This is a genomic window from Rhizobium sp. NZLR1b, assembly GCF_019685155.1.
Lineage (GTDB): Bacteria > Pseudomonadota > Alphaproteobacteria > Rhizobiales > Rhizobiaceae > Rhizobium.
This window is the reverse complement of record NZ_JABDWC010000022.1, coordinates 86,030-111,206: the sequence shown is the minus strand read 5'-3', so window position 1 is coordinate 111,206 and position 25,177 is coordinate 86,030. Positions and strand designations below refer to the sequence as shown.

The window sequence follows — 25,177 nt, the reverse complement described above, 5'->3', positions numbered from 1 at the left end:
CCGGGCGCTGGCCCGGCTTGCGGCGTTTTATGGCAGGCCCAGAGCGCGATAGCCGTAGATCCAGTCGAGATCCGCCGCCAGGCTTTGCGGCGGCTTGAGGCCGAGCACGAGATCGCGGCCGATCCGGATCGGCCCTTTCGCATGATAGGCAAACCGGTTGAAGGCGCCGCGCTGGCGAAGCTTGGCAATGCGTGGCGCTCGATGTCTTTCGAAGAGCAATAGGGCCTCCGCCACCGGACGGTTGGAAAGAAATGCGGCAAGTTCGTAGGCGTCTTCGATCGCCATGGCCGCTCCCTGTGCGGCAAACGGCATCATCGCATGCGCGGCGTCGCCGATCAGCACAGTCTTGCGGCCATCCTGCCACGCACCAGCGCTGGTCTCGAACAGCGGCCAGAAGGTCAGCGTCCGGTGTTGTTCGAGCAGCGAGACGATCGCGGCGTTCCAGCCGGAAAAGCGGCTCCTGAGCTGGGCACGCTGCTCGGCCGTCGGTTCGCTTTGCCAGGCCTGCGGTGCGCTATTGCCGGCGGTGATCGCCACCATGTTGAAGCTGCCGGTCTCCCTTAAGGGGTAACAGACGAGATGCGCCGAACCGCCGAGAAACGCCGAAACGCTTGTCCGGTCGAGGAAACCGGGCGCCGCATCCTCGGCAATGGTAAAGCGGTAGGCGATATTGCCGGAAAAGTGCGGTGAGGGGCTGCCCTGAACGGATTGCCGGAGCTTCGACCAGACGCCGTCGGCGCCGATGACGACATCGGCGTCGCGCTCGAAAGGCGGCAGCGTCGCGTCCATCCGGACGCCGAGGTGAAGCCGGCAGAGCGGATCGGCCTCGACCGCAGCGAGAAGCGCTTTCTGCAATGTGCTGCGATGCAGGACACCATAGGGAGCGCCCCAGCGTTGCCGCACGAATTTGCCTGCTGGCACAGCTGCGAGCTGGCGCAGCGAACTGCCGGATATTAGCCGGATTGCCTCAGGCTCGAGCCAGGCCTTTGACAGCCCTTCAAGGATACCGAGTTCGGCAAGGATGCGGGAGGCGTTCGGCGAAACCTGCAATCCGGCGCCGATGTCGGCAAGTTCGCCTGCCTGCTCGAAGATGTCAGAGCTGATGCCCCGGCGCGAAAGCGAAAGCGCAGCGGTCAGCCCTGATATCCCGGCGCCGATGATGGCAGCATGTTCGACCGGCATTATCCGTCCGATCCGTCCGGCGGTTAGGCCGCCTTCACGTGGAAAACGCAGCCGGCCGGATTGGTCTGGCTGGACTTGAGCGCGGAATTGAAGCGATAGAGAGTCGAGCAGTAGGAACAGACCTTCTCGTTATCGTCACCCATGTCGATGAAGATATGCGGATGGTCGAACGGGGCCGAAGCGCCGGTGCACATGAATTCCTTGACGCCGACTTCGATAACCCGGTGACCGCCGTCGTTCTGGAAGTGGGGAATGTTGTGACCGGCCATATCGCTCTCCGAATGCTTTGAAATGTGCGCGGACCTTATAAGCCTTCGCCGCAAATGTGTAGAGCCAAAGCGCCGCGCCAGGCACAGTTTTTGGCCACAGTTTTTGGCTTCACGATGAAAGATCGCTCGACTATGGTCGCGCCAAAAAGGAAGACCTGATGAACCTGAATACGCCTGTATTTTCAAGCTTCACCCATGACGGATTGCAGCTCGCCTTCTTTGATGAGGGCGATCCGGCCGGCGAGCCTGTTCTGTTGATCCACGGTTTTGCTTCGACGGCAAACGTCAACTGGGTGCATCCGGGCTGGCTGAAGACGCTTGGCGATGCCGGCTATCGGGTGATCGCCATCGACAATCGCGGCCACGGCGCAAGCGACAAACCGCACGATTCCGAAGCCTATCGCCCCTGGGTGATGGCCGGCGATGCGATCGCGCTGCTGGACCATCTCGGCATTCCGCAAGCCAATGTCATGGGCTATTCGATGGGCGCGCGCATTTCCGTCTTTGCCGCCCTTGCCAATCCGCATCGCGTCCGTTCACTGGTGCTCGGCGGCCTCGGCATCGGCATGACCGACGGCGTCGGCGACTGGGACCCCATCGCCGACGCGCTGCTGGCTCCCTCGCTGGAAGACGTGACGCATGACCGCGGCCGCATGTTCCGCGCCTTCGCCGACCAGACGAAAAGTGACCGCGTCGCTCTCGCCGACTGCATCCGCGGTTCGCGCGATCTCGTTGCCCGCTCGGATATGGCCGGGCTCGACGTGCCGACGCTGATCGGCGTCGGCACCAGGGATGATATCGCCGGCTCGCCGCAGGAATTGGCGGCGCTGATGCCGAATGCCGAAGCGCTCGATATTCCGGGCCGCGATCATATGCTCGCCGTCGGCGACAGGGTTTTCAAGCAGGCGGTGTTGGCCTTCTACGCGAGGGTTGCCAGAGGGTGATATTGCCGGTGACATCGGCGCTGACATCATCGTGATGCCGAAAAACCATGCTAAAAAACCATGGCGACGGCACCCATTTATGTTATTGGCGTTTTCCCCTATATATTGGCATTCCGAAAACGGCATTCCGGCTGGCAACGAGGAGAGCGGCGATGGTCGCAAAGACTGACATTCGAGCTTTTGAGACAGGCCAACCGTTGAAGGTGATGGACCCCATCTGGGATAACCTGCGCGAGGAAGCCCGGCTCGCCGCCGAACGAGACCCGGTTCTTGCCGCCTTCCTCTACGCGACGGTGATCAACCATCGTTCGCTCGAGGAATGCGCCATCCATCGCATCTGCGAACGTCTCGATCATCCCGACATACAGGCGACCCTGCTTCGCCAGACCTTCGAGGAAATGCTCCTCGACTGGCCGGAGTGGAGCACCATTCTGCGTGTCGATATCCAGGCCATCTACGACCGCGATCCCGCGTGCCTCCGCTTCATGGAAGCAGTGCTCTATTTCAAGGGCTTCCATGCGCTGCAGACACACCGTCTCGCGCATTGGCTGCTGAACCGCGGCCGTCGTGATTTCGCGCTCTATCTGCAGAGCCGCTCCTCCAGCGTCTTCCAGACCGACATCAATCCGGCCGCTCGTATCGGCAAGGGCATTTTCCTCGATCACGCCACCGGCCTCGTCGTCGGCGAGACGGCGGTTATCGGCGACAACGTCTCGATCTTGCATGGCGTCACGCTCGGCGGCACCGGCAAAGAGGGCGCCGACCGCCATCCGAAGATCGGCAGCGGCGTCATGATCGGTGCTGGCGCAAAGATCCTCGGCAATATCGAGATCGGCTTCTGCTCACGCGTTGCCGCCGGCTCCGTCGTATTGAAGGCAGTTCCGCCCAAAAAGACAGTCGCCGGCGTGCCGGCCAAGGTCGTCGGCGAAGCCGGTTGTTCCGAGCCGTCGCGCAACATGGACCAGGTGATAGGCGCCGATATCTGAGCGGCCGCCGGAGAAAAGGATCGGGTAAAATCGGCGGAAACCGTGCGGGGACAGAAATTGCCATGTGGCAACCTTGCCTTTACACCGCTGCTTTTCCTGTGCAAGAAGCGGCCAATCAAAACCGTTTACGGAGATGACAGAGTGAAGCCTGAAGAAATCAAGAAGCTCGACGCCTATTTCAAACGCACGCTCAACCCGCAGGTCGCCGTCAAGGCGCGTCCGCGCAAGGATGATTCTGCGGAGGTCTATCTCGGCGAAGAATTTCTAGGCCTCGTCTATATCGATGACGAGGACGGCGATCGCTCCTACAACTTTTCGATGGCGATCCTCGACGTCGATCTCTGATCGTGTTCGAATGCGTTCAAAGGACCGAACGGCGCGATCCGTTCGGTCCTTTTTGTTTTTTGGCTGCCGAGCCAAAATTAATTTTAAAGCTTCCGGTTGCAGTGATCTGATATATATTAGCAAAATCAGTTAAAGACGTACGTGCCCCGGCGCGCATCCTTTGTTTTATTATTGCCACACAACTCATGGGAGTGCTGCAGCGCACAAGACTACTTGACTATTTGTGCGTTGCAGCTACCCTGCCGCCATCCCACAGCCTAATGGAGGACGGTCATGTTCAACTTTGACGATGCAAACAGGAAGAGCAAGGAAGCCGTCGATACGGCGCTGAAAACCTATTCCGACACCACCAGGGGCTTCCAGGCGATTGCCGCCGAGGCCACGGACTATTCGAAGAAATCCTTTCAGGACGCGGTGACGCATTTCGAAACCCTGGCTGGCGTCAAGAGCTTCGAAGCCGCTTTCGAACTGCAGAGCAACTACGTCAAGGCATATTTCGAAGGCTTCGTCTCCGAGACAACGAAGCTCAGCGAGATGTATGCCGATCTGGCCAAATCCGCTTACAAGCCCTATGAAGCGCCTGTAGCCGCTGCCGTCGCCAAGACCACCAAGCCGGCGCCGATTTCGACGCCTGCTGCCGCCTGAACTGATTCTGCAGGCGCAACCTGCGCTACATATTGAAAAATGAGGACCGGCTACGCATCTGTAGCCGGTCTTTTTGTTTCCACTTTCGCCGCAACGCCTCCATGGGATCGGCCGGGGACTTTTTTGGTCTTTCCCGTGCATGCCGGCCATTTCTTGATTGCAGTGACTGACAGGGGGCTTAAAATCGGCCTATTATGAACTAAGTTAGTGTTTCAGATATTCGGCGGGAAAAGCACCCTCCCATGCTCCGCCGGATTGCTTGAGGCCGGATTGCTTGAGGAATGAATGACAATGATCGCAAAGCCGATCCGGATGCAGAATGACGGCGAAAGGAACGGGGAGAACGGAAATCGAACCTCGGTCATCACACGCACCAAGCCGAAGACCAAGAAGCCCAATCTCTACCGCGTGCTGCTTTTGAATGATGACTACACTCCCATGGAATTCGTCATCCACATTCTGGAGCGTTTTTTTCAAAAGGATCGTGAAAGTGCCACCCGCATTATGCTCCATGTCCACAACCACGGCGTCGGCGAATGCGGAATATTCACATACGAGGTAGCGGAAACGAAGGTCAGCCAGGTGATGGACTTCGCCCGGCAGCACCAGCATCCGCTGCAATGCGTCATGGAAAAGAAGTGAGGATCTGAACGTGCCAACATTTTCGCCTAGCTTAGAGAAGGCGCTCCATCAGGCACTGACCTTTGCCAATGAGCGGCACCACGAATATGCGACGCTTGAGCATCTGCTGCTCGCCCTGATCGACGATGCCGATGCGGCCGCGGTCATGGGAGCCTGCAATGTCGATCTCGACGCGCTGCGCAAAACGCTCGTCGAATATGTCGATAATGAACTTTCCAATCTGATCACCGGTTATGACGAGGATTCGAAGCCGACCTCCGGCTTCCAGCGTGTCATCCAGCGTGCCGTCATCCACGTGCAATCGTCCGGCCGCGAAGAAGTGACCGGCGCCAATGTGCTCGTTGCGATCTTCGCCGAGCGCGAAAGCCATGCCGCCTATTTCCTGCAGGAGCAGGAGATGACCCGCTACGATGCCGTCAACTATATCTCGCACGGTATCGGAAAGCGCCCGGGTGCTTCGGACGCTCGCCCCCCGCGCGGCGCCGAGGACGAAGCCGAAAGCAGCAAGCCGACGGCCCGCGGCGGCGAGGAAGAGGGCGGCCCCAAGAAGCAGCAGGATGCGCTCAAGGCCTATTGCGTCAATCTCAACGAGAAAGCCAAGGGCGGCAAGATCGACCCGCTGATCGGCCGTCACGCCGAGGTGAGCCGCACCATCCAGATCCTGTGCCGCCGTTCGAAGAATAATCCGCTCTACGTCGGTGATCCCGGCGTCGGCAAGACGGCGATCGCCGAAGGGCTTGCCAAGCGCATCGTCGAAGGCAAGGTTCCGGAAGCGCTGGCCGACGCGACGATTTTCTCGCTCGACATGGGCACGCTGCTCGCCGGCACGCGCTACCGCGGCGATTTCGAGGAGCGCCTGAAGCAGGTCGTCAAGGAACTGGAAGAATATCCGGGTGCCGTGCTCTTCATCGATGAGATTCACACGGTGATCGGCGCCGGCGCCACCTCGGGGGGCGCGATGGATGCATCGAACCTTCTGAAGCCGGCTCTGTCGTCGGGCGCGATCCGTTGCATCGGCTCGACCACCTACAAGGAATATCGCCAGTTCTTCGAGAAGGACCGGGCGCTGGTTCGCAGATTCCAGAAAATCGACGTCAGCGAGCCGTCGATCGAAGATGCGATCGAGATCATGAAGGGCCTCAAGCCCTATTTCGAAGAGTATCACCACCTGCGCTATTCGAACGATGCCATCAAGTCGGCCGTCGAACTTTCGGCCCGCTATATCTCCGACCGCAAGTTGCCGGATAAGGCAATCGACGTCATCGACGAAACCGGTGCGGCCCAGATGCTGCTGCCGCCGTCAAAGCGCCGCAAGCTGATCACCGAAAAGGAGATCGAGGCGACGGTCGCCACGATGGCGCGCATTCCGCCGAAGACCGTCTCCAAAGACGACGAAGCGGTGCTCGCCAATCTCGAGAAGGAACTGCGTTCGGTCGTCTATGGTCAGGATATCGCGATCGAAGCCCTTTCGACCTCGATCAAGCTCGCCCGTGCCGGCCTGCGTGAGCCGAACAAGCCGATAGGTGCTTATGTCTTCTCCGGTCCGACCGGCGTCGGCAAGACCGAGGTGGCAAAGCAGCTGGCATCGTCGCTCGGTGTCGAGCTTCTGCGCTTCGACATGTCGGAATATATGGAGCGGCACACGGTGTCGCGTCTGCTCGGAGCGCCTCCCGGCTATGTCGGCTTCGACCAGGGCGGCCTTCTGACCGACGGCGTCGACCAGCACCCGCATTGTGTGGTGTTGCTCGACGAAATCGAGAAGGCGCATCCCGACATCTACAATATCCTGCTGCAGGTCATGGACCACGGCACGCTGACCGACCATAACGGCAAGAAGATCGACTTCCGTAACGTCATCCTGATCATGACGACGAATGCGGGCGCCTCGGAAATGGCCAAGGCGGCGATCGGATTTGGCTCGTCCAAGCGCACCGGCGAGGACGAGGAGGCGCTGACCCGCCTGTTCACGCCGGAGTTCCGCAACCGTCTCGACGCGATCATTCCTTTCGCGGCGCTGCCGACGGCTGTGATCCACAAGGTCGTACAGAAGTTCATCATGCAGCTGGAGGCCCAGCTTTCCGAAAGGAACGTCACCTTCGACCTGCATGAGGATGCGATCGCCTGGCTTTCGGAAAAGGGTTACGACGAGAAGATGGGCGCCCGCCCGCTTGCCCGCGTCATCCAGGACACCATCAAGAAGCCGCTGGCCAACGAGATCCTCTTCGGCAAGCTGAAGAAGGGTGGCGTCGTCAACGTCACCGTCGGCCCGAAGGAAGACGGCAAGCCGGGCATCGTGCTGGAAGCCATACCGGAGACGGCGCCGATCAAGCCGAAGCCGGAGGCTGAAGTCACCCATCCCGAAGCCGACGACCACGGTGATGGCGAACTGAAGACGAAGGCCGCCCCCAAGACCCGCGCCAAGGCGGTCCCACAGGCCGAGCCTGAGGTCCGCGATGCGCCCAAGAAGGGCAGCGCGGTTCCGAAGGTTCCACGCAAGAAGTGAGCTTTCGTCATTGAATTGGAAAAGGCCGCGTCATCCGCGGCCTTTTTCGGTTTATGCTCTTTCCTCTGCCTCGCGTCGGCAAGGGTCGATGTCAGGCCAGTGCCGCCCTGATCTTTTCGGCATTGGCGGCAAGCACGGCGCCATCCTCCATCTTACCGGAATGCGGCTTGAGTGCTGCGCCCTCGTGGCGCGGGATGATGTGGAAATGCAGATGAAACACCGTTTGCCCGGCCGCCGGTTCATTGAACTGGGCGATGAACACGCCGTCGGCGTCGAAGACCTCCTTGACCGCTTTGGCGATCTTCTGAACGACGGTAATCGCATGGGAGAGGGTGGCTGGATCGGCATCGAGAATATTGCGCGACGCTGCCTTCGGCACGACGAGCACATGGCCCGGCGCCTGCGGCATCACATCCATAAAAGCGACCGTATGCTGGTCCTCATAGATACGGTGCGAGGGGATTTCGCCGCGCAGGATCTTGGCGAAGATATTTTTGTCGTCATAGACGCTGGTCATTGCGAAATCTCCTCATGTCCTCAAGCTTTTTGTTTTGCATGTCGTTATCCCGTAACCGCTGCACACTTCCGGGCGACATGCCGTGATCGGGTAACGCGGCCGGCGAGGCAGCGTCAATCCTCCTGCTGCCGCTCGCCCTTGCGGAATGGGCTGTGCTCACTCAGCAGCTCGCTCATCTGTTCGACATCGGCGCGCTCGCGGGCGAGATAGTCGCCGATCGCCCGGCGAAGCCCGGCATGAGCGACATAATGAGCGGAATGTGTCGTCACCGGCAGGTAACCGCGGGCGAGCTTGTGTTCGCCCTGGGCTCCGGCTTCGACCCGTTTCAGCCCTTTCGAAAGCGCGAAGTCGATCGCCTGATGATAGCAGACTTCGAAATGCAGGAAGGGATGCTCCTCGATGCAGCCCCAGTGACGGCCATAGAGCGTATCGCCGCCGATGAAGTTGATCGCGCCGGCGATATAGCGCCCGTTGCGTTTGGCCATGACCAGCAGGATGTCGTCGGCCATGCGCTCGCCGATCAGCGAATAGAATTTGCGGGTGAGGTAGGGCCGGCCCCATTTGCGGCCACCGGTATCCATATAGAATTTGAAGAACTGGTCCCAGATGCGTTCCGTCAGATCGCGGCCGGTCAGCCAGTCGATGCTGATGCCGTTTTCGAGGGCGGCGCGGCGCTCCTTGCGCAACGCCTTGCGTTTGCGCGAAGCCAGCGTTTCGAGAAACTCCTCGTGATTGGCGTAGCCCTCATTGATGAAATGGAACTGCTGGTCGGTGCGGTGCAGATAGCCGTCCATCTCGAAGACGCCGATCTCCTCATCCGGCACGAAGGTGATATGGGCCGAGGAGACGCCGAGCCGGCGCACGACCTCCTTCAGGCTTTCGGCGATCGCGCTCTGGACAGGCAGTCGCTGCAGTCCCTCGGCGACAAGCAGACGCGGGCCTGTCGCAGGGGTGAACGGAATGGAGCACTGAAGTTTGGGATAATACCGTCCGCCGGCCCGCTCGAAGGCATCGGCCCAGCCATGATCGAAGACATATTCCCCCTGGCTGTGGTTCTTCAGGTAGCCGGGCAGGGCGCCGATCAGTTCGCCGCCATCAGTCTCGAGCAGCAGGTGATGACCGAGCCAACCGGTCTCGGCGCTGGCCGAACCGGACTCTTCCAGTGAGGACAAAAAGGCGTGGGAGACGAAGGGGTTATAGGCAAGCGTCGGGCAAGTCTTCGACGCCCCGGAAAGCCTGGACCAGCTTTCCGGGGAAATCGCGGTGAAGGAGCGTTCTACGCGAATGGATAGTTCATCGGTCATGGGGCAGATACGAAGCCTGTGGGAAAATAGTCTCGGCTCTGTCTCAATCTGCGCATGATCGTGGCCAAAAAGCGAGCGTCAAACTGCCACACGCGGGTCGAAGCCTTCGAAGGTCATCTGATCAGCGTTTGCGAATGTACGCCGGCGCGCCTCTTCGTCACGCACCGTCCAGGTGATGACAGGCATACCCTTTTCGCGTTCACCGGTGATGAACGCATTCGGCAGATCGTCATAATAGTAGGAGATGAAATCGAGACCGATCTCCATCGCCTTCGCATGCGCCTCGAATTCCTCCGGCGTGTTGCCATTGGCCGTCAGCCCAAGCGGGTAGGCTGCGTCAAGCGTCTTCAGATCGCGCAGCAGCCAGTGGTCGAAGCTCATCAGCGCCACCTTGCCTTCATAGTCCTGAAGCACTTCGAGGACGGCTTCGGCGAAACCCTCATCGTCCGCCTCGCGGCCCTTGAGCTCCAGCACTAGCGGCACTTTGCTTTGGACGAGATCGAGGAGCTGGCGCAGCGTCGGCACCTTGTCGGCCGTGCCGCCGACGGCGATCAGCCCAAGTTCCCGGGAGGTGCGCTCGCGGATGTCGCCGGTGAGATTGCAGAGCCGCTGCAGGTCCTCGTCGTGAAAGACGACCGGCACGCCGTCGGAGGCGTAATGCAGGTCGCATTCGATCGCAAAGCCCGCTTCGACGGCGCGCGAGAAGGCCGAAAGCGTATTTTCCCAAACGAGTTTGTTGAGATCGTGATAGCCGCGATGAGCGACCGGCAGGTCCCTGATCCAGGCAGCATTGGTCATTCTGCGATTTCCATGATAGCATCAATCTCGACAGCAGCATTGAGCGGCAGGGCGGCCATGCCGACGGCGGCACGCGCATGTTTGCCGGCCTCGCCGAGCACGCCGGCAATCAGGTTAGAAGCACCGTTGATGACGAGATGCTGCTCGACGAAATCGGGCGCCGAAGCGACGAAGCCGTTCAGCTTGATGACCCGCAGGATACGGCCGAGATCACCGCCAAGTGCCGCCTTCGCCTGCGCAAGGATGTTGATGGCGCAGAGTTCGGCGCCGCGCTGCCCCGCGGCAACGTCAACGGTCTTGCCGAGATGGCCCGAAACGGCGATCTTGCCGCCTTCGAGAGGCAGCTGACCGGAGATGTAGAGAAGATTGCCGCTGATGACATAGGGAACGTAATTTGCAGCAGGTGCTGCGGCTTCGGGCAGGGTTATCCCCATCTCAGTCAGGCGCTTTGCAATTTCATCGGACATTTTCGACTCCGCTTTTGTTGTCAATTCTTCAAAAATTATGCATCAAGACTAGAATCTTTAATATGACAGGTTCGAGCCTCGATTTGGCCGAAAGCGTTCTTATAACATCGCGACCGAGTCCAACAGGAGTTAATGAATGTTCCGATCGAGTCTTGTCGCTCTGCTTCTCGCCAGTGTTTCCGCCAATGCATGGGCGGCTGCGCCCGCGGTAAGCGCTGCGATCGCGACCGGCCTCGTCGCACATCGCGCCGTCTACGATCTGGAATTGAAGGACGCCTCGGACCGCTCCGGCATCGCCGGCATGTACGGTCGCATGGTTTATGAGTTCGACGGCAGCTATTGCCAGGGCTTCACCACCAATTTCCGCTTCGTAACGCAGATCGACACCGGCGACAGCGTCCGCGTCAGCGACCAGCAGACCAAGACCTTTGAAAACCTCAAGGACGGCCAGTTTACCTTCGACACCAAATCCTTCACCGACGAACAGCTCGACAAGGAGGTCAACGGTGCGGCTCAGGATCAGCCGGATGGCGTCAAGGTCGATCTCAAGCAGCCGTCGAGCCGCGAGCTCCAGCTTGCTGAAAGCCGCTTTCCCACCGAACATATGCTCGACGTGATCCAGAACGCCAAGGACGGCAAGCGCTTCTTCGAGGCCCGCGTTTTCGACGGCTCGGATGACGGCGACAAGTCGCTGGTGACGACGACGATCGTCGGCAAGCAGGAGACCCCTGTTGCCGAGGAGGCCGACGCCGGCAATGCCGGCGCCTTCTCCAAGACCGCCTTCTGGCCGGTGACGATTGCCTATTTCAACGAGAATGCGAAATCCGATGCTTTGCCGGTCTACCGCATGTCCTTCAAGCTCTATGAGAACGGTATCACCCGCGACCTCACGATGGATTACGGCGATTTCGTCCTGACCGGCAAGCTCGCCAAGCTGGAGCTGCTCGACCGCAAGGCCGAGGCGTGCAAGTAAGCGTGCAGGTTTTTCGACTGTCATAAAACTGTATCATAAAGTTCATTATGGTGCGGCGACCAGCGATGATTGAGTCGCCATCTGTCGTCCTGCTCTTCCGGTCGGTGCGATCCTAGCGGCCAATTCCTCGTGATGAGGCCTGTTCATTGCGAAAATGGGCCTCCAGACGATTACCTGCCGCAAGCCTGGAAAGCCCGACCGATGGCCGATACCGATCTAGCGACTGTTCACAACGCCGCCCTGCCGGTTGCCGCCGCCGATCCGGCGGAAATTGCCCGCATTTCCGACAGCATCAATATGACCGATCGCGCCGGCATCTCCGTCTATGGCGACCGCGCCCAGCAGACGGTCAGCGATTATGCCGACCGAATCCTGCGCGAGGTCCGCAACAAGGATCTCGGTGAGATCGGTCGCCTGCTAAGTGACATCATCCTCAAGTCCAAGGGCCTCGACCCGGCATCGTTGAAGGATAAGGGGTTCCTCAGCCGCATATTCCTCTCCGCACAGGCCCGGCTCGAACGGTTCAAGGCGGAATTCGAGGACGTGGCCGGTCAGATCGACCGGATCGGCCTCGAACTCGACCGTCACAAGGATACGCTGCGGCGCGACATCGCGCTGCTCGACGACCTGCATGAAGAAACCAGGCAGTCGATCATGCGGCTCGAGGCCTATGTCCAGGCTGGCAAAGCTTTTGCAGAGCGCTTTCGCAGCGTCGAGCTGCTGAGGCTGAAGGCTGAAGCCGAGGCGGCCGCGACTGGCCCCGGCGGTGGCATGCTGGAAGCGCAGACCTATCAGGACAGCTTGCAGGCGCTCGACCGGCTGGAGAAGCGGGTTTTCTACCTCCAGCAGGCGCGTCAGCTCGGCATTCAGCAACTGCCGCAGATCCGCATCGTCCAGGCGGGCGACGAGACGCTGATCGAGAACCTGCAGGCGACCTCGGCGCTGACGGTGCCGGCCTGGAAACAGAAGATGGTGATCCTGCTCGGGCTGACGCGGCAGAAATCGGCGCTTGAGCTGCAGAAGGCGGTGACCGACGCCACCAACGACATGATCCGCCAGGCCTCCGAGATGATGAAGGACCAGGCGATCGCCATAGAGCAGCAATCGCAACGCGGTATCGTCGATATCGATACGCTCGCCAAGGCGAACAGGGATTTGATCGACACGATATCGGGCGTGCTGCAGGTTCAGGAGGAGGGGCGCCGGAAACGGGCGCAGGCCGAGCAGCAGATGGAGCAGATGACGATCGAACTCAAGACGGCGATGACCAAGGCGTGATCGACAGGACGACGATGCGAGCACTGCTTTCAGGCCTGGCGCTTCTTGCCGCTCTGACTCTTGCCGGCTGCAATCCCTTCGCTCAGGGACCGAATTTCTCGATCGTCTCGGGATCGGAGAATACCGTTCTGCAGCCGATCGTCGAGGAATTCTGCAAGCAGAAGAATGCGACCTGCACCTTCAAATATGAAGGCACGCTCGATATCGGCCTGGCGCTGCAGAGCGACCAGGGCGTCGAGCAGGATGCGGTGTGGCCGGCCTCCAGTGTCTGGGTCGACATGTTCGACACCAGGCGCCGCGTCAAGAGCCTCACCTCGATCGTCCAGACGCCGGTGGTATTGGGCGTGCGCAGGTCGAAGGCCGAGCAGCTCGGCTGGATCGGCAGGGATGTGTTCATGAAGGACATTCTCGCCGCCGTCGAAAACGGATCGCTGAAATTCCTGATGACATCGGCGACGCAATCCAACTCCGGCGCCAGCGCCTATCTTGCCATGCTGTCGAGCGCACTCGGCAACAAGCCGGTGATCGAACCCGGCGATCTCGACGACAGAGCAGTCCAGGAGAGCGTCCGCTCGCTGCTTTCAGGTGTCGTGCGCTCGTCCGGCTCGTCCGGCTGGCTTGCCGATCTCTACGTCGCATCCGCCGGCAAGGGCACGGTCTACGACGCTATGTGGAACTACGAAGCGGTGCTGAAGGAAACCAACGACAAGCTTGCCGCCTTGTCGCAGGAACCGCTTTACGCGATCTATCCGGCCGACGGCGTTGCCATGGCGGATTCGCCGATCGGTTTCGTCGATCATGGCCGCGGGCCGGAAGTCCAGACCTTCTTCAACGATCTGCTCGCCTATCTCGGCTCTGCTCCCGTACAGCAGCGCATCGCCGATACTGGCCGGCGCATTCCGCTGACCGGCGTTGCCGCAAAGCCGGAACCAGGCTGGAATTTCGATCCGACCCGGCTGGTGACCGCGATCCGCATGCCGGAGCCTGGTGTCATCCGCCAGGCGCTCACCCTTTATCAGGCAGCACTGCGCAAGCCGTCCCTGACCGCGCTCTGCCTCGATTTTTCCGGCTCGATGCAGGGCGACGGCGAGGACCAGTTGCAGAAGGCGATGCGTTTCCTGCTGACGCCCGACGAAGCGAGCAAGGTGCTGGTGCAATGGTCGCCCGCCGACCAGATCATCGTCATTCCCTTCGACGGCAGCGTGCGCAACACCTTCATGGCAAGCGGAAACCCGCTGGAGCAGCAAGGGCTGCTGAACGAGATTTCCCGGCAGAAGGCGGATGGCGGCACGAACATGTATGCCTGCGCCGAACGGGCCCTGCAGCAGATCGCCAGAACCGACAAGCTCTCGACGTATCTGCCGGCGATCGTCATCATGACCGACGGCAGGTCCGACGATCAAAGCCGGGCCTTCATGAGCGAATGGATCGCGATGGAGCCGCACGTGCCGATCTTCGGCATCACCTTCGGCGACGCCGATAAAACCCAGCTCGACAGCCTTGCCAGGCAGACGTCGGCGCGCGTGTTCGACGGTGGTTCGGACCTCGCCACCGCCTTCCGCACCGCACGCGGCTATAATTAGGACCGGCATGCGCAACTGGCTCGGCAATGATGGCAACTGGATCGTGGCGGGATTGGCGGCGGCAATCACCGTGCCACTGCTCAGTTTCATCGCCGGCATGCCATTCTGGATCGCCGCCATCATCGCCCTTCTGCTGTTTGCCGGCCTCGTCATTCTTCTGGCGCCGCGCCGGCTGTTCGAAGGCCTCGATATCAAGAGCATCGGCAGCGGCCGCGTCGCCTTTGCCCGCGACCTGCTGGAGGCCGCGATTCCCTTTGCCCAGAGGCTGGAGACCGCCGCCGACGCGATAGGCGATCGAAAGACGGCAACCGCCGTCCGGCATCTTGCCGAAATCGCCGCCGATGTCTTTCGCAAGGTCGAGGCCAAGCCCGAAAGCGCCAATGCCGTGCGGCGATTCCTCTCCTATTATCTGCCGCGCGCTGCCGAGGTGGCGGAAGGTTCTGCAGTCATCGAGGCTAAACGTGTTCCCGACCCCAAGCAGCTGGAGGAGGTCCGTGCCGTGTTGGTCAAGCTCGAAGAGGCCTTCGTCCATTATGCCGACAGCCTGATCGATGAGGCGCTGCATACACTCGACACCGATCTGCGCCTCATTCAGGCTTCGCTCAAAGAGGATATCGGACGCTGATGGCTCTTTCTCGCCGCGCTTTTGGAGTGGGATTGCTCGGAGCCGGCATCGTCGGCACCGGCGGTTATTTCGCCGTCAAGGACCGGCCCGAACTGCAGGGCCTGCTCGGCACCCGCACGACGCTGTTCGGCTTCGTCGGCGGCGAGAAGGAGGCATTCCTCTCCGACCCCGACGTCATCAGGGCGCTCGGCGGATACGGCTTGACGGTGGACAGCCGCGTCGCCGGCTCGGTCGAGATGGTTCGTGAACAGGCGTTGCTGTCGCAGCATCCGCAATTCCTCTGGCCGTCCTCTTCGATCATGGTCGATATCGCCAGGCAGAACGGCATCGGTATCCGCAACGACCGCGTTGTGCTGAACACACCGATCGTCGTCTATTCCTGGCAGCCCGTGGTCGATGGGTTGATCAAAGCGGGATTGGTCACGGTGACGAACGAAGGCCATCATCAGCTCGATCTCAAGGCGCTGCTCGACGCAATCCTCGCCGGCGTCGACTGGTCGAAACTCGGCGTCAATTCTCTTTACGGCCGCGCCCGCATCGTCTCGACCGATCCCAACCGCTCCAATTCCGGCTTCATGTTCGCAGGCCTCGTGCTCAGCCTTTTCAGCGGCAATGTCGCGACATCTGGCGATCTTGCCGCTTTCGGCGGCAAGGTGCAGGCGATCTTCCGCAACATGGGCTTCAAGTCACCGTCGTCAGGCAAACTTTTCGATCAGTATCTCGCAGGCGGCCTCGGCGGCGAGCCGATGATCGTCGGTTATGAGAACCAGCTGGTAGAATGGATTCTTGCCGATCCCGCGCGCTGGGAGCGCATCAAGGCAAGCGCGGGCGCAAAGCCGGTGGTGCTCTATCCGCGTCCGACCGTCTATTCGGCGCATCCGCTGATTGTCGTCGATGAGAACGCCAACCGGCTGATCGAAGCGCTGGTGAGCCCGAAGCTGCAGGAACTTGCCTGGACGGGACACGGCTTCCGCGGCCCCCTTGGGACCGCCACCGGTAACGCCGACAGCGCAATCGGCAGCCTGCTGCCGGCCGAGGTCGATGCCATCCTGCCGATGCCCGACGCCGGCGTCATGCTGTCGTTACTGCCGACGCTGGCAAGCTGACCGGCGGCTTTCGCAGGAGCAGAGGTTCCGGGACCCGGCGCATAAACCGGGATTTTTCGGCGTAAGCCTTGCTTTTGCGACAAATCGAATGTATGGGCACCGCATTCCACACGTAAGGCATGGGATTGTCCGGGAGAAATCCGGATCGTTCCGCCCGGTGGCATCTTCGAAGAGGATGCTGTTCGCCTTGCGGAGGTTCAACCGGAAAAGGATAACAAAGGCATGGCATTGCCCGATTTCTCTATGCGCCAGCTTCTCGAAGCAGGCGTCCACTTCGGCCACCAGACGCACCGCTGGAACCCGAAGATGAAGCCGTATATCTTCGGCGATCGTAATAACATCCACATCATTGACCTGGCTCAGACCGTTCCGATGCTGTCGCGCGCCCTGCAGGTCGTCAGCGACACCGTTGCCCGCGGCGGCCGCGTTCTCTTCGTCGGCACCAAGCGCCAGGCGTCTGAGATCATCGCCGACAGCGCCAAGCGTTCGGCCCAGTACTACGTCAACTCGCGTTGGCTCGGCGGCATGATGACGAACTGGAAGACGATCTCCAATTCGATTCAGCGCCTGCGCAAGCTCGATGAGATCCTGAACGGCGAAGCCCAGGGCTTCACCAAGAAGGAACGTCTGAACCTTGAGCGCGAGCGTGAAAAGCTCGACAAGGCTCTCGGCGGCATCCGCGATATGGGCGGCACGCCCGATCTGATGTTCATCATCGACACCAACAAGGAAAAGATCGCGATCGACGAAGCCAAGCGCCTCGGCATCCCGGTCGTTGCCATCATCGATTCGAACTGCGACCCGGACCTGATCGACTATCCGATTCCGGGTAACGACGACGCATCGCGCGCTATCGCTCTCTATTGCGAGCTGATCTCCCGCGCTGCCATCGACGGCATTGCCCGTCAGCAGGGCTCTTCCGGCCGTGATCTCGGCGCGTCCTCAGAAGTTCCGGTCGAGCCGGCTCTCGAGGAAGCAGCCGAAGGCTGATGAAAGCGGGCGGATCGGAAGGTCCGCCAAAGCTTGCATGACTGGAAAGGCCGCTCGCGACTCATTGAAGTTCGGCGGCCTTGCCTGTTTCAGGACGAGGGCATCAGGCTCTTTGCCAGATAAGTTTCGGTATGACGCGTCTTCATCACGCTGTCATACATACAGGTACATTTCGTGCCTCAATCCGGTGCCGCGCCGTGCTTTGCGGCCCACCGTATGAACCGACAAGAGGAAGCTAATGAGCGAGATTACGGCTGCAATGGTGAAGGAACTGCGCGAAAAGACCGGCGCAGGCATGATGGACTGCAAGAAGGCCCTTGCTGAGACCGGCGGCGACATGGAAGCGGCGATCGACTGGCTGCGCGCCAAGGGCATCGCCAAGGCTGACAAAAAGTCGGGCCGCACTGCCGCTGAGGGCCTCATCGCCGTTTCCAGCCAGGGCACCAAGGCAGTCGTCGTCGAAGTCAACTCCGAAACCGACTTCGTCGCCCGTAACGATGCCTTCCAGGATCTCGTCCGCGGCATTGCCAAGGTCGCCGTCTCCACCGACGGCACCGTCGACGCCGTTGCGGCTGCGACCTACCCGGCATCCGGCAAGTCCGTTTCGGACACTATCAAGGATGCGATCGCAACGATCGGCGAGAACATGAACCTGCGCCGCTCCGTCGCGCTCTCCGTCGAGGACGGCGTCGTCGCCACCTATATCCACAATGCTGTTTCCGACGGCCTCGGCAAGCTCGGCGTTCTCGTTGCCCTGAAGTCGACCGGCGACAAGGAGGCTCTGAACGCAATCGGCCGTCAGGTCGCCATGCACATTGCCGCGACTGCGCCGCTGGCGATCCGCCCTGAGGAAGTCGATGCCGCCGTCGCCGAGCGCGAGCGCAACGTCTTCATCGAGCAGTCGCGCGCTTCCGGCAAGCCTGACAACATCATCGAGAAGATGGTCGACGGCCGCATGCGCAAGTTCTTCGAGGAAGTCGCCCTTCTCTCGCAGGCTTTCGTCATCAATCCCGATCTCACGGTCGCAGCCGCCGTCAAGGAAGCCGAAAAAGCCGTCGGCGCGCCGATCGAAGTCGCCGGCATGGCCCGCCTTCTGCTCGGCGAAGGCGTGGAGAAGGAAGAGACCGATTTCGCAGCCGAAGTCGCGGCTGCCGTCAAGGGTTGATCTTCCAGCCATAATTGGGAAAACACCAGGGCATCGCGTGACAACGCGGTGCCCTTCGTGTATCGGGCATTCACGGCAATTTACGAGGAGCCAAGATGTCTATAGAGCCTGTCTATAAACGCGTTCTACTCAAGGCTTCCGGCGAAGCGCTCATGGGTAGCCAGGGCTTCGGGATCGATGTTGCGGTGGCAGACCGCGTTGCATCCGACATCGCCGAGGCAAGGCATATGGGCGTGGAAGTCGGCGTCGTCGTCGGTGGCGGCAATATCTTCCGCGGTGTCGCGGTAGCGTCCAAGGGCGGCGACCGGGTCACCGGCGACCACATGGGGATGCTCGGCACCATCATCAACGCGCTGGCGCTGGCGACCTCGCTGCGCAAGCTGAACATCGATACGGTGGTGCTCTCGGCCATCTCCATGCCCGAGATCTGTGAGAGCTTTTCGCAGCGCGCAACCCTTTATCATCTGTCGATGGGACGCGTGGTGATCTTTGCCGGCGGCACCGGAAACCCCTTCTTCACCACCGATTCGGCCGCAGCACTTCGGGCTGCTGAAATGGGCGCGGAAGCGATCTTCAAGGGCACGCAGGTGGATGGGATCTACACCGCCGACCCGAAGAAATATCCCGATGCGACTCGCCTCGACCGCCTGACGCACCAGGAAGTGCTGGACAGGGGGCTTGCGGTGATGGACGTTGCCGCGGTCGCGCTCGCCAGGGAGAATTCCATTCCGATCATCGTCTTCTCGATCCATGAGAAAGGCGGTTTTGCTGAAATCTTGACGGGGGGTGGCCTCAAGACCATCGTCTCCGACAACTGATAAATAGCTGCGCCGCTTGATCAGGCGCAGCCCCTCGCTGGAATATGGTGATTTAGGCCCGGTTGGTCTGAAATCTGAATCACATTGCGGCAAGCGAATCTGAAAGATAGCGACGCGCTTTATACGGGAGCATCGACATGAGTGAAGGTATCGACATCAAGGAACTGAAGCGCCGCATGGACGGCGCGGTTTCGGCATTCAAGAGCGATATCGCATCGCTGCGCACCGGCCGTGCTTCGGCCAACATCCTCGATCCGGTGACGATCGAGGCCTATGGTTCGCGTATGCCGCTGAACCAGGTCGCCAACATCACTGTGCCCGAGTCGCGCATGCTGTCGGTTTCCGTCTGGGACAAGTCGATGGTCAGCGCCGTCGAGCGCGGCATCCGCGAATCCAATCTCGGCCTCAACCCGATCGTCGACGGCCAGAGCCTGCGTATTCCGTTGCCTGAGCTGAACGAGGAGCGCCGCAAGTCGCTCGTCAAGGTGGCTCACGACTATGCCGAAAAGAGCAAGGTCGCGATTCGACATGTTCGCCGCGATGGCATGGACGGCCTTAAGAAGGCCGAAAAGGATAGCGTAATCGGCCAGGACGAGGGCAGGGCGCAGTCGGAACGTGTACAGAAGATGACGGACGAGACGATTTCCGAAATCGACCGCTTGCTTGGCGAGAAGGAAAAGGAAATCATGCAGGTCTAGTGGATCTGTGCCTTTGCCTGGAAAGACCGGACGGGAAATGTCGGAATCTGTATTTGTGACTGTGCCAGAGCATGTTGCCATCATCATGGACGGCAATGGACGTTGGGCCAAGCAGCGCGGCCTGCCGCGGACAATGGGCCACCGCAAGGGCGTCGAGGCGGTGCGCGAGACAGTACGCGCCGCCGGCGCGGCCGGCATAAAATATCTGACCCTCTTTGCCTTCTCCTCGGAGAACTGGCGCCGGCCGGAGGCCGAAGTCTCCGATCTGCTCGGTCTGTTGAAGGCCTTCATCCGGCGCGACCTCGCCGAACTCCATCGCCAGAACGTCCGCATCAAGGTGATCGGCGACCGCCACAGCCTGCGTAGCGACATTCTCGGCCTGCTGCTGGAGGCGGAGGAAACCACTAAGGACAATACGGCGCTGACACTGGTCATTGCCTTCAATTACGGTTCGCGCGACGAGATCTCCCGGGCTGTGGTGAGCCTGGCGAGGGATGTCGAGGCCGGCCGCCTGAGGGCGCAGGATATCACCCCCGCGCTGATCAACGCCCGTCTCGATACGGCGGGCATCCCCGATCCGGATCTCATCATCCGCACCAGCGGCGAGGAGCGGCTTTCCAACTTCCTGCTTTGGCAGGCCGCCTACTCAGAATTCATCTTCGTTCCGGAATACTGGCCGGATTTCAGCCCTGAGATCTTCCGCTCGGCGCTCGAGAAGTTCGCCTCTCGCGACCGGCGCTTCGGCGGTCTGTCGTCGCAGGCAGCCGCGGTTGGCACCTGATGCAGCAGGAATTGAAGCTCCGCATCGTTTCAGGACTGATTCTTGCGGCCATCGTTCTTGCAGCCACCTGGTATGGCGGGTTTGCCTTCCGCATTTTGGCGGCGGTGATCGGCCTACTGATCTATTATGAATGGTCGACAATCACCGGCATAGCGCGTGATTGGGTCGCCAATACAGTCGGCTGGATCGGCCAGGCGGCGATCGCCTTCCTCGTGCTTATCGGCAATTTCGAATTCGCCGCCGGCATGCTGGCCGGCGTCACTGCTGTCGGCATAGCGCTGATCATCCTGCATGGCACCAGCCGCTGGCTGCCGGTAGGCCTGTTTTATGCCGGTGCCACCGGCCTGGCGCTCGCTGCGATCAGAAGCGACGACCGGCCTGGCTTTTACGCGATGCTCTTCGTCTTTGCCGTCGTCTGGGCAACCGACATCCTTGCTTATTTCGTCGGCAGGGCGCTTGGCGGACCGAAGCTTGCCCCTTCGATCTCGCCGGGAAAAACATGGTCGGGCGCAATCGGCGGCGCCGTTTCGGCGGTCGCAGCCGGTGTGGTTCTCGTCCATTTTCTTCTTCCGGGCGCTGAAACCATCGCCGCGGTCGCAGCACTCGTTCTTTCGGTTTGCAGCCAGTCGGGAGATCTGTTCGAATCTTTCATCAAGCGAAAATTCGGCGTCAAGGATTCAAGCCGTCTCATTCCGGGTCATGGCGGCGTCATGGATCGGGTAGACGGACTGATTTTTGCCTGTTTTTCGGCGTTCTTGCTTGCTGGATTATTTTCCCTGATAAAGGGGACTGCGATGACGTCGCTCGGCGCGGCATTGTTCGGCCTTTGATAACGCCGCAGCCTGACGGAAGGAACTGATAGAAGTGATGGCCGATATATACGCATTCCTAATGGGGAATATCGTCACCTTCATCCTCGTGCTTTCGTTGCTTGTCTTCGTGCACGAGATGGGCCATTACCTCGTCGGGCGCTGGAGCGGTATCCGCATCCTTGCCTTCTCAGTCGGTTTCGGTCCGGAAATATTCGGCTTCACCGACCGTCATGGAACGCGCTGGAAGATCTCGGTGATCCCGCTTGGCGGTTACGTCCGTTTTTTCGGCGACGAGGACGCCTCGAGCAAGCCCGACACCGACAAGATCGCCGCCATGTCCGAGGAGGATAGGGCGCGCTCCTTTGCCGGAGCAAAGTTGTGGAAACGTGCAGCGACGGTTGCCGCCGGCCCGATCGCCAATTTCTTGCTGGCGATCGCCATCTTCACCGTTCTTTTCTCGGTCTACGGCCGCTCGGTCGCCGATCCCGTCGTTGCCGAGGTCAAACCGGATGGCGTGGCGGCTGCCGCCGGCATCCTTCCCGGCGATCTCTTGGTCGCCATCGACGGCGGCAAGGTCGAGACTTTCGACGACGTGCGCCGCTATGTCGCTATCCGCCCGAGCCAGACGATCGTCGTCACCATCGAGCGCGGCGGTCAGAAGCTCGACTTGCCGATGGTGCCGCAACGCGTCGACACGACCGACCAGTTCGGCAACAAGATCGAGCTCGGCCAGATCGGCATCGTCACCAACAAGGAGGTCGGCAATTTCCGCCTGCAGACCTATACGCCGCTCCAGGCGCTGCGTGAGAGTGTGATCGAGACCCGGGACATCGTCACCGGCACCTTCAAATATATCGGCAATATTTTTCGCGGAACGATGCGGGCCGATCAACTGGGCGGGCCGATCCGTGTGGCGCAAGCTTCGGGCCAGATGGCAAAGCTTGGTATAGGGGCAGTGTTGCAGCTCGCCGCCATGCTTTCGGTTTCGATAGGATTGCTTAACCTGATGCCGGTTCCGGTACTTGATGGCGGCCACCTGATGTTCTATGCGGTGGAAGCGGTGAGAGGAAAACCGCTGGGCGCCAAGGCTCAGGAAATCGCATTTCGCATTGGCTTGGCGATGATATTAACATTGATGGTTTTCACGACCTGGAACGACATTGGCCTGAGCTAAGGGTAAACGCGCAAGGCAGAGGAATTACTATTTATTTACGATGTTTCAAGGCTGTAGTGGCGAATGGGTCACGCTTCGAAATGAAGTAAACAGAAATTAACGACCTCCCTTGCTTGTATGTCAAAAGCGGGTAAAACGACACACGTGACCGGAATCGGGTTCTCTCGAGGCCGGGGACGAGGGAAAAAAAGGTAATAGGTGAAATGAAGGCTGGTTCAAAGTTTTTGAACGCAGTATCGGCGGTTGCGCTGTCTGCTAGTGTTGTTGCTTCGGGCGCAGGTGCTTTGACGTTCGTTTCTGCTACGGCCGCTGAGGCCGCGGTCATCCAGCGCATCGATGTGCGCGGCGCAAGCCGCGTTGGCGCGGAAGCCGTCCGGTCGAACCTCACCATCGCTCCCGGAAAGAGTTTTTCGAACACCGATATCGATGAATCGGTCAAGCAGCTCTACGGGACGGGCTACTTCTCCGACGTCAAGATTTCGGTCTCCGGAAGCACGCTGGTCGTCAACGTCCAGGAGGCCCAGCTCGTCAATCAGGTCGTCTTCAACGGCAATCGCAAGATCAAAGACGACAAGCTCGCCACCATTGTCCAGACCCATGCCGCCGGCCCCTACAGCGACACCCAGATCCAGTCCGACATCCAGTCGATCAAGGATGCCTACGCCGCCACCGGCCGCAGCGAGGTCGAGGTGACCACGCAGGTGGTGCCGCTCGGCGAAGGCCGCGTCAACCTTGCCTTCGTCATCAACGAGGGCGACCGCACCAAGATCGATTCGATCAACTTCGTCGGTAACAATGCCTACAGCGCCGGCCGTCTGGCTGCCGTCATTGCTACCAAGCGTTCGAACTTCCTGTCGTTCCTGACCCGCAAGGATGTCTATAACGAAGATAAGCTTCATGCCGACGAGGAAGCGCTGCGCCAGTTCTATTACAATCGCGGCTACGCCGACATGCGCATCGTCTCTTCCGATGCGACCTTTGACGACGCGACCAACAAATACACGCTCACCTTCAATATCGAGGAAGGCCAGCGTTACGACTTCGGACCGGTGACCGTCCAGTCGACCGTCGAAGGCGTCGGTTCCGAGCAATTGCAGCCGCTCGTGCGCACCCACGAAGGTCAAGTCTACAACGCCAAGGAAGTGCAGAAGTCGATCGAAGCGATCTCCGATCAGGTCGCGTCTGCCGGTTATCCCTTTGCGCGCGTCACGCCACGCGGCAACCGCGACCTCAACAACAACACGATCGGTGTCGAATATCTGGTCGACCAGGGCGAGCGCGCCTATGTCGAGCGCATCGAGATCCGTGGCAACAGCCGCACGCGCGATTACGTGATCCGCCGCGAATTCGACATGAGCGAAGGCGACGCCTTCAACCAGCAGATGATCACCAAGGCCAAGCGCCGCCTCGAAGCGCTTGGTTACTTCTCCTCCGTCAATATCTCCACCCAGCCGGGCAGCTCGCCGGATCGCGTTGTGGTGGTCGTCGACGTGCAGGATCAGTCCACCGGTTCCTTTGGTGTCGGCGCGGGTTATGCCGCAGGCGGCGATGGTCTGCTGCTGGAAGCATCCATCGAGGAAAAGAACTTCCTTGGCCGCGGTCAGTACATCCGCATCTCGGCCGGCGGCGGTCAGGAAGGGTCGCGCGCCTACGGCCTTAGCTTCACCGAACCCTATTTCCTCGGTTATCGTCTGGCGGCCGGTTTCGACGTCAACCACAGCGAAACGTCGAGCAACGACAACTACGACTACCAGGAAACCAGCGTCGTCCTGCGCGTCACCGCGCCGATCACCGAGGACCTGGCGACGACGTTCCGCTATAATTACAAGCAGATGAAGTATGACGCGAATAACAACGATCTTGCCGACCTGTCCGCTCCGTATCAGCATCTCGTTGAGGACAGCCCGTGGACACGTTCTTCCGTCTCCCAGACGCTGACCTACAACACGCTTGACGATACGGTCCTGCCACGCGAAGGCATCTATGCGACGGCGACGCAGGAACTTGCCGGCCTCGGCGGCGACTCGCAATTCTACAAGATCTACGGCAAGGCCCGTTATTACCGTCTGCTCGCTGACGATGCCGATATCATCGGCTCGGTTTCTGCTTCGGCGGGTTATGTCGTCGGCTTCGGGGAGCACCTGAACGTCTTCGATCAGTTCACCCTGACCAACGGCGATATTCGTGGCTTTGAAAACAAGGGTATCGGCCCGCGCGTTTCCGGCACCAACGACGATCCGCTGGGCGGTACGACTTATTTCACGGCATCGGCCGAAGCGACCTTCCCGATGCCGGGCTTCCCGCGTGACTTCAACCTGCGCGGCGCGGTTTTTGCCGACGCCGGTACGTTGTTCGGCAACGACGTTGACCTGAGGGGCGACGGCATCGACGGCGAAGACGCCTCTCTGCGCGCTTCCGTCGGTGTCGGTGTGGTCTGGCAGTCTCCCTTCGGTTCATTGCGCCTGGATTACGCGATCCCGGTTCTCAAGGAAGACTTCGACAAAACGCAGAACTTCAAGTTTGGCATCAACAACCAATTCTGATATCGGCAGTCCGGAACTGTAAGACTCAA

Annotated in this window: 25 protein-coding genes; 19 read left to right on the top strand and 6 right to left on the bottom strand. The window is 60.3% G+C overall.

Annotation, left to right across the window (positions count from 1 at the left end):
- Positions 1-27: 27 nt before the first annotated feature.
- Positions 28-1,182, bottom strand: a complete 1,155-nt coding sequence (locus tag HJB84_RS26000; RefSeq protein ID WP_221117281.1) for an FAD-dependent monooxygenase — start codon at positions 1,180-1,182, stop codon at positions 28-30.
- A 23-nt stretch (positions 1,183-1,205) separates the two neighbouring features.
- The gene (locus tag HJB84_RS25995; RefSeq protein WP_207584070.1) at positions 1,206-1,451 is read right to left on the bottom strand and encodes a zinc-finger domain-containing protein; all 246 of its coding nucleotides are present in this window, start codon (positions 1,449-1,451) and stop codon (positions 1,206-1,208) included.
- A 158-nt stretch (positions 1,452-1,609) separates the two neighbouring features.
- Between HJB84_RS25995 and HJB84_RS25990 the strand changes: the two genes are divergently transcribed.
- The 6 genes from HJB84_RS25990 to clpA all read left to right on the top strand — a co-directional run bounded on the left by HJB84_RS25990 (position 1,610) and on the right by clpA (position 7,516).
- Entirely contained in the window at positions 1,610-2,395 is a 786-nt protein-coding gene (locus HJB84_RS25990; RefSeq protein WP_221117280.1) for an alpha/beta fold hydrolase, read from the top strand.
- Positions 2,396-2,547: 152 nt separating this feature from the next.
- A complete protein-coding gene (gene cysE / locus HJB84_RS25985) occupies positions 2,548-3,381 on the top strand; it encodes a serine O-acetyltransferase (protein ID WP_207584072.1) in 834 nt (277 codons plus the stop codon).
- A 141-nt stretch (positions 3,382-3,522) separates the two neighbouring features.
- The gene (locus HJB84_RS25980) at positions 3,523-3,726 is read left to right on the top strand and encodes a DUF3126 family protein (protein ID WP_207584073.1); all 204 of its coding nucleotides are present in this window, start codon (positions 3,523-3,525) and stop codon (positions 3,724-3,726) included.
- Positions 3,727-3,999: 273 nt separating this feature from the next.
- Positions 4,000-4,371, top strand: a complete 372-nt coding sequence (locus HJB84_RS25975) for a phasin family protein (RefSeq protein WP_207584074.1) — start codon at positions 4,000-4,002, stop codon at positions 4,369-4,371.
- A 291-nt stretch (positions 4,372-4,662) separates the two neighbouring features.
- Positions 4,663-5,013: an ATP-dependent Clp protease adapter ClpS gene (gene clpS / locus HJB84_RS25970; protein WP_007628652.1), complete on the top strand. Its 351-nt coding sequence runs from the start codon at positions 4,663-4,665 to the stop codon at positions 5,011-5,013.
- A 10-nt stretch (positions 5,014-5,023) separates the two neighbouring features.
- Positions 5,024-7,516, top strand: a complete 2,493-nt coding sequence (clpA, locus tag HJB84_RS25965; RefSeq protein ID WP_207584075.1) for an ATP-dependent Clp protease ATP-binding subunit ClpA — start codon at positions 5,024-5,026, stop codon at positions 7,514-7,516.
- Between the two features lie 91 nt (positions 7,517-7,607).
- On the opposite strand, the gene HJB84_RS25960 is transcribed toward clpA, so the two are convergent.
- From HJB84_RS25960 to HJB84_RS25945, 4 genes are all read right to left on the bottom strand, one after another.
- Entirely contained in the window at positions 7,608-8,033 is a 426-nt protein-coding gene (locus tag HJB84_RS25960) for an HIT family protein (protein ID WP_207584076.1), read from the bottom strand.
- Positions 8,034-8,146: 113 nt separating this feature from the next.
- Positions 8,147-9,337 (bottom strand): GNAT family N-acetyltransferase, encoded by a 1,191-nt coding sequence (locus HJB84_RS25955; protein ID WP_207584077.1) that lies wholly within the window; start codon positions 9,335-9,337, stop codon positions 8,147-8,149.
- 78 nt (positions 9,338-9,415) lie between these two features.
- Complete coding sequence (locus HJB84_RS25950; RefSeq protein ID WP_221117279.1) at positions 9,416-10,135, bottom strand: glycerophosphodiester phosphodiesterase; 720 nt, start codon at positions 10,133-10,135, stop codon at positions 9,416-9,418.
- Complete coding sequence (locus HJB84_RS25945) at positions 10,132-10,602, bottom strand: RidA family protein (RefSeq protein ID WP_221117278.1); 471 nt, start codon at positions 10,600-10,602, stop codon at positions 10,132-10,134. The genes HJB84_RS25950 and HJB84_RS25945 overlap by 4 nt, the downstream gene beginning before the upstream one ends.
- 136 nt (positions 10,603-10,738) lie before the next feature.
- Between HJB84_RS25945 and HJB84_RS25940 the strand changes: the two genes are divergently transcribed.
- The 13 genes from HJB84_RS25940 (at position 10,739) to bamA (ending at position 25,148) form a co-directional block, all read left to right on the top strand.
- Positions 10,739-11,575 (top strand): cell envelope integrity EipB family protein, encoded by an 837-nt coding sequence (locus tag HJB84_RS25940; RefSeq protein ID WP_207584080.1) that lies wholly within the window; start codon positions 10,739-10,741, stop codon positions 11,573-11,575.
- A 201-nt stretch (positions 11,576-11,776) separates the two neighbouring features.
- Positions 11,777-12,853, top strand: a complete 1,077-nt coding sequence (locus HJB84_RS25935) for a toxic anion resistance protein (protein ID WP_221117277.1) — start codon at positions 11,777-11,779, stop codon at positions 12,851-12,853.
- Positions 12,854-12,867: 14 nt separating this feature from the next.
- Positions 12,868-14,436, top strand: coding sequence for a substrate-binding domain-containing protein (locus HJB84_RS25930; protein ID WP_221117298.1), 1,569 nt, complete (start codon positions 12,868-12,870; stop codon positions 14,434-14,436).
- Between the two features lie 7 nt (positions 14,437-14,443).
- Positions 14,444-15,061, top strand: a complete 618-nt coding sequence (locus HJB84_RS25925; protein WP_221117276.1) for a 5-bromo-4-chloroindolyl phosphate hydrolysis family protein — start codon at positions 14,444-14,446, stop codon at positions 15,059-15,061.
- Entirely contained in the window at positions 15,061-16,167 is a 1,107-nt protein-coding gene (locus HJB84_RS25920) for a substrate-binding domain-containing protein (RefSeq protein WP_221117275.1), read from the top strand. The genes HJB84_RS25925 and HJB84_RS25920 overlap by 1 nt, the downstream gene beginning before the upstream one ends.
- Positions 16,168-16,389: 222 nt before the next feature.
- Complete coding sequence (gene rpsB, locus HJB84_RS25915; protein ID WP_003539287.1) at positions 16,390-17,157, top strand: 30S ribosomal protein S2; 768 nt, start codon at positions 16,390-16,392, stop codon at positions 17,155-17,157.
- Between the two features lie 238 nt (positions 17,158-17,395).
- Positions 17,396-18,322 carry a translation elongation factor Ts gene (tsf, locus tag HJB84_RS25910; protein ID WP_207584084.1) on the top strand — a complete coding sequence of 309 codons (927 nt, stop codon included), beginning with the start codon at positions 17,396-17,398 and terminating at the stop codon, positions 18,320-18,322.
- A gap of 95 nt (positions 18,323-18,417) precedes the next feature.
- Complete coding sequence (gene pyrH / locus HJB84_RS25905) at positions 18,418-19,140, top strand: UMP kinase (RefSeq protein WP_007628663.1); 723 nt, start codon at positions 18,418-18,420, stop codon at positions 19,138-19,140.
- Positions 19,141-19,277: 137 nt separating this feature from the next.
- The gene (gene frr, locus HJB84_RS25900) at positions 19,278-19,838 is read left to right on the top strand and encodes a ribosome recycling factor (RefSeq protein ID WP_164009453.1); all 561 of its coding nucleotides are present in this window, start codon (positions 19,278-19,280) and stop codon (positions 19,836-19,838) included.
- Between the two features lie 37 nt (positions 19,839-19,875).
- Entirely contained in the window at positions 19,876-20,619 is a 744-nt protein-coding gene (locus tag HJB84_RS25895; protein ID WP_207584085.1) for an isoprenyl transferase, read from the top strand.
- Positions 20,619-21,449, top strand: coding sequence for a phosphatidate cytidylyltransferase (locus HJB84_RS25890; RefSeq protein WP_221117274.1), 831 nt, complete (start codon positions 20,619-20,621; stop codon positions 21,447-21,449). The genes HJB84_RS25895 and HJB84_RS25890 overlap by 1 nt, the downstream gene beginning before the upstream one ends.
- 37 nt (positions 21,450-21,486) lie before the next feature.
- Positions 21,487-22,605: an RIP metalloprotease RseP gene (gene rseP / locus HJB84_RS25885; protein ID WP_259669480.1), complete on the top strand. Its 1,119-nt coding sequence runs from the start codon at positions 21,487-21,489 to the stop codon at positions 22,603-22,605.
- 203 nt (positions 22,606-22,808) lie between these two features.
- Complete coding sequence (gene bamA, locus HJB84_RS25880; RefSeq protein WP_207584087.1) at positions 22,809-25,148, top strand: outer membrane protein assembly factor BamA; 2,340 nt, start codon at positions 22,809-22,811, stop codon at positions 25,146-25,148.
- The last annotated feature ends 29 nt before the right edge of the window (positions 25,149-25,177 follow it).

Coding starts and splice junctions, on each gene's coding strand:
- HJB84_RS25930 (WP_221117298.1), top strand. CDS start 12,868: ATGCGAGCACTGCTTTCAGGCCTGGCGCTTCTTGCCGCTCTGACTCTT.
- HJB84_RS25940 (WP_207584080.1), top strand. CDS start 10,739: ATGTTCCGATCGAGTCTTGTCGCTCTGCTTCTCGCCAGTGTTTCCGCC.
- rseP (WP_259669480.1), top strand. CDS start 21,487: ATGGCCGATATATACGCATTCCTAATGGGGAATATCGTCACCTTCATC.
- pyrH (WP_007628663.1), top strand. CDS start 18,418: ATGTCTATAGAGCCTGTCTATAAACGCGTTCTACTCAAGGCTTCCGGC.
- HJB84_RS25890 (WP_221117274.1), top strand. CDS start 20,619: ATGCAGCAGGAATTGAAGCTCCGCATCGTTTCAGGACTGATTCTTGCG.
- HJB84_RS25945 (WP_221117278.1), bottom strand. CDS start 10,602: ATGTCCGATGAAATTGCAAAGCGCCTGACTGAGATGGGGATAACCCTG.
- bamA (WP_207584087.1), top strand. CDS start 22,809: ATGAAGGCTGGTTCAAAGTTTTTGAACGCAGTATCGGCGGTTGCGCTG.
- HJB84_RS25935 (WP_221117277.1), top strand. CDS start 11,777: ATGGCCGATACCGATCTAGCGACTGTTCACAACGCCGCCCTGCCGGTT.
- frr (WP_164009453.1), top strand. CDS start 19,278: ATGAGTGAAGGTATCGACATCAAGGAACTGAAGCGCCGCATGGACGGC.
- HJB84_RS25955 (WP_207584077.1), bottom strand. CDS start 9,337: ATGACCGATGAACTATCCATTCGCGTAGAACGCTCCTTCACCGCGATT.
- HJB84_RS25895 (WP_207584085.1), top strand. CDS start 19,876: ATGTCGGAATCTGTATTTGTGACTGTGCCAGAGCATGTTGCCATCATC.
- rpsB (WP_003539287.1), top strand. CDS start 16,390: ATGGCATTGCCCGATTTCTCTATGCGCCAGCTTCTCGAAGCAGGCGTC.
- clpS (WP_007628652.1), top strand. CDS start 4,663: ATGATCGCAAAGCCGATCCGGATGCAGAATGACGGCGAAAGGAACGGG.
- HJB84_RS25975 (WP_207584074.1), top strand. CDS start 4,000: ATGTTCAACTTTGACGATGCAAACAGGAAGAGCAAGGAAGCCGTCGAT.
- HJB84_RS25990 (WP_221117280.1), top strand. CDS start 1,610: ATGAACCTGAATACGCCTGTATTTTCAAGCTTCACCCATGACGGATTG.
- HJB84_RS25950 (WP_221117279.1), bottom strand. CDS start 10,135: ATGACCAATGCTGCCTGGATCAGGGACCTGCCGGTCGCTCATCGCGGC.
- HJB84_RS25920 (WP_221117275.1), top strand. CDS start 15,061: ATGGCTCTTTCTCGCCGCGCTTTTGGAGTGGGATTGCTCGGAGCCGGC.
- HJB84_RS25960 (WP_207584076.1), bottom strand. CDS start 8,033: ATGACCAGCGTCTATGACGACAAAAATATCTTCGCCAAGATCCTGCGC.
- HJB84_RS25995 (WP_207584070.1), bottom strand. CDS start 1,451: ATGGCCGGTCACAACATTCCCCACTTCCAGAACGACGGCGGTCACCGG.
- cysE (WP_207584072.1), top strand. CDS start 2,548: ATGGTCGCAAAGACTGACATTCGAGCTTTTGAGACAGGCCAACCGTTG.
- tsf (WP_207584084.1), top strand. CDS start 17,396: ATGAGCGAGATTACGGCTGCAATGGTGAAGGAACTGCGCGAAAAGACC.
- HJB84_RS26000 (WP_221117281.1), bottom strand. CDS start 1,182: ATGCCGGTCGAACATGCTGCCATCATCGGCGCCGGGATATCAGGGCTG.
- HJB84_RS25925 (WP_221117276.1), top strand. CDS start 14,444: ATGCGCAACTGGCTCGGCAATGATGGCAACTGGATCGTGGCGGGATTG.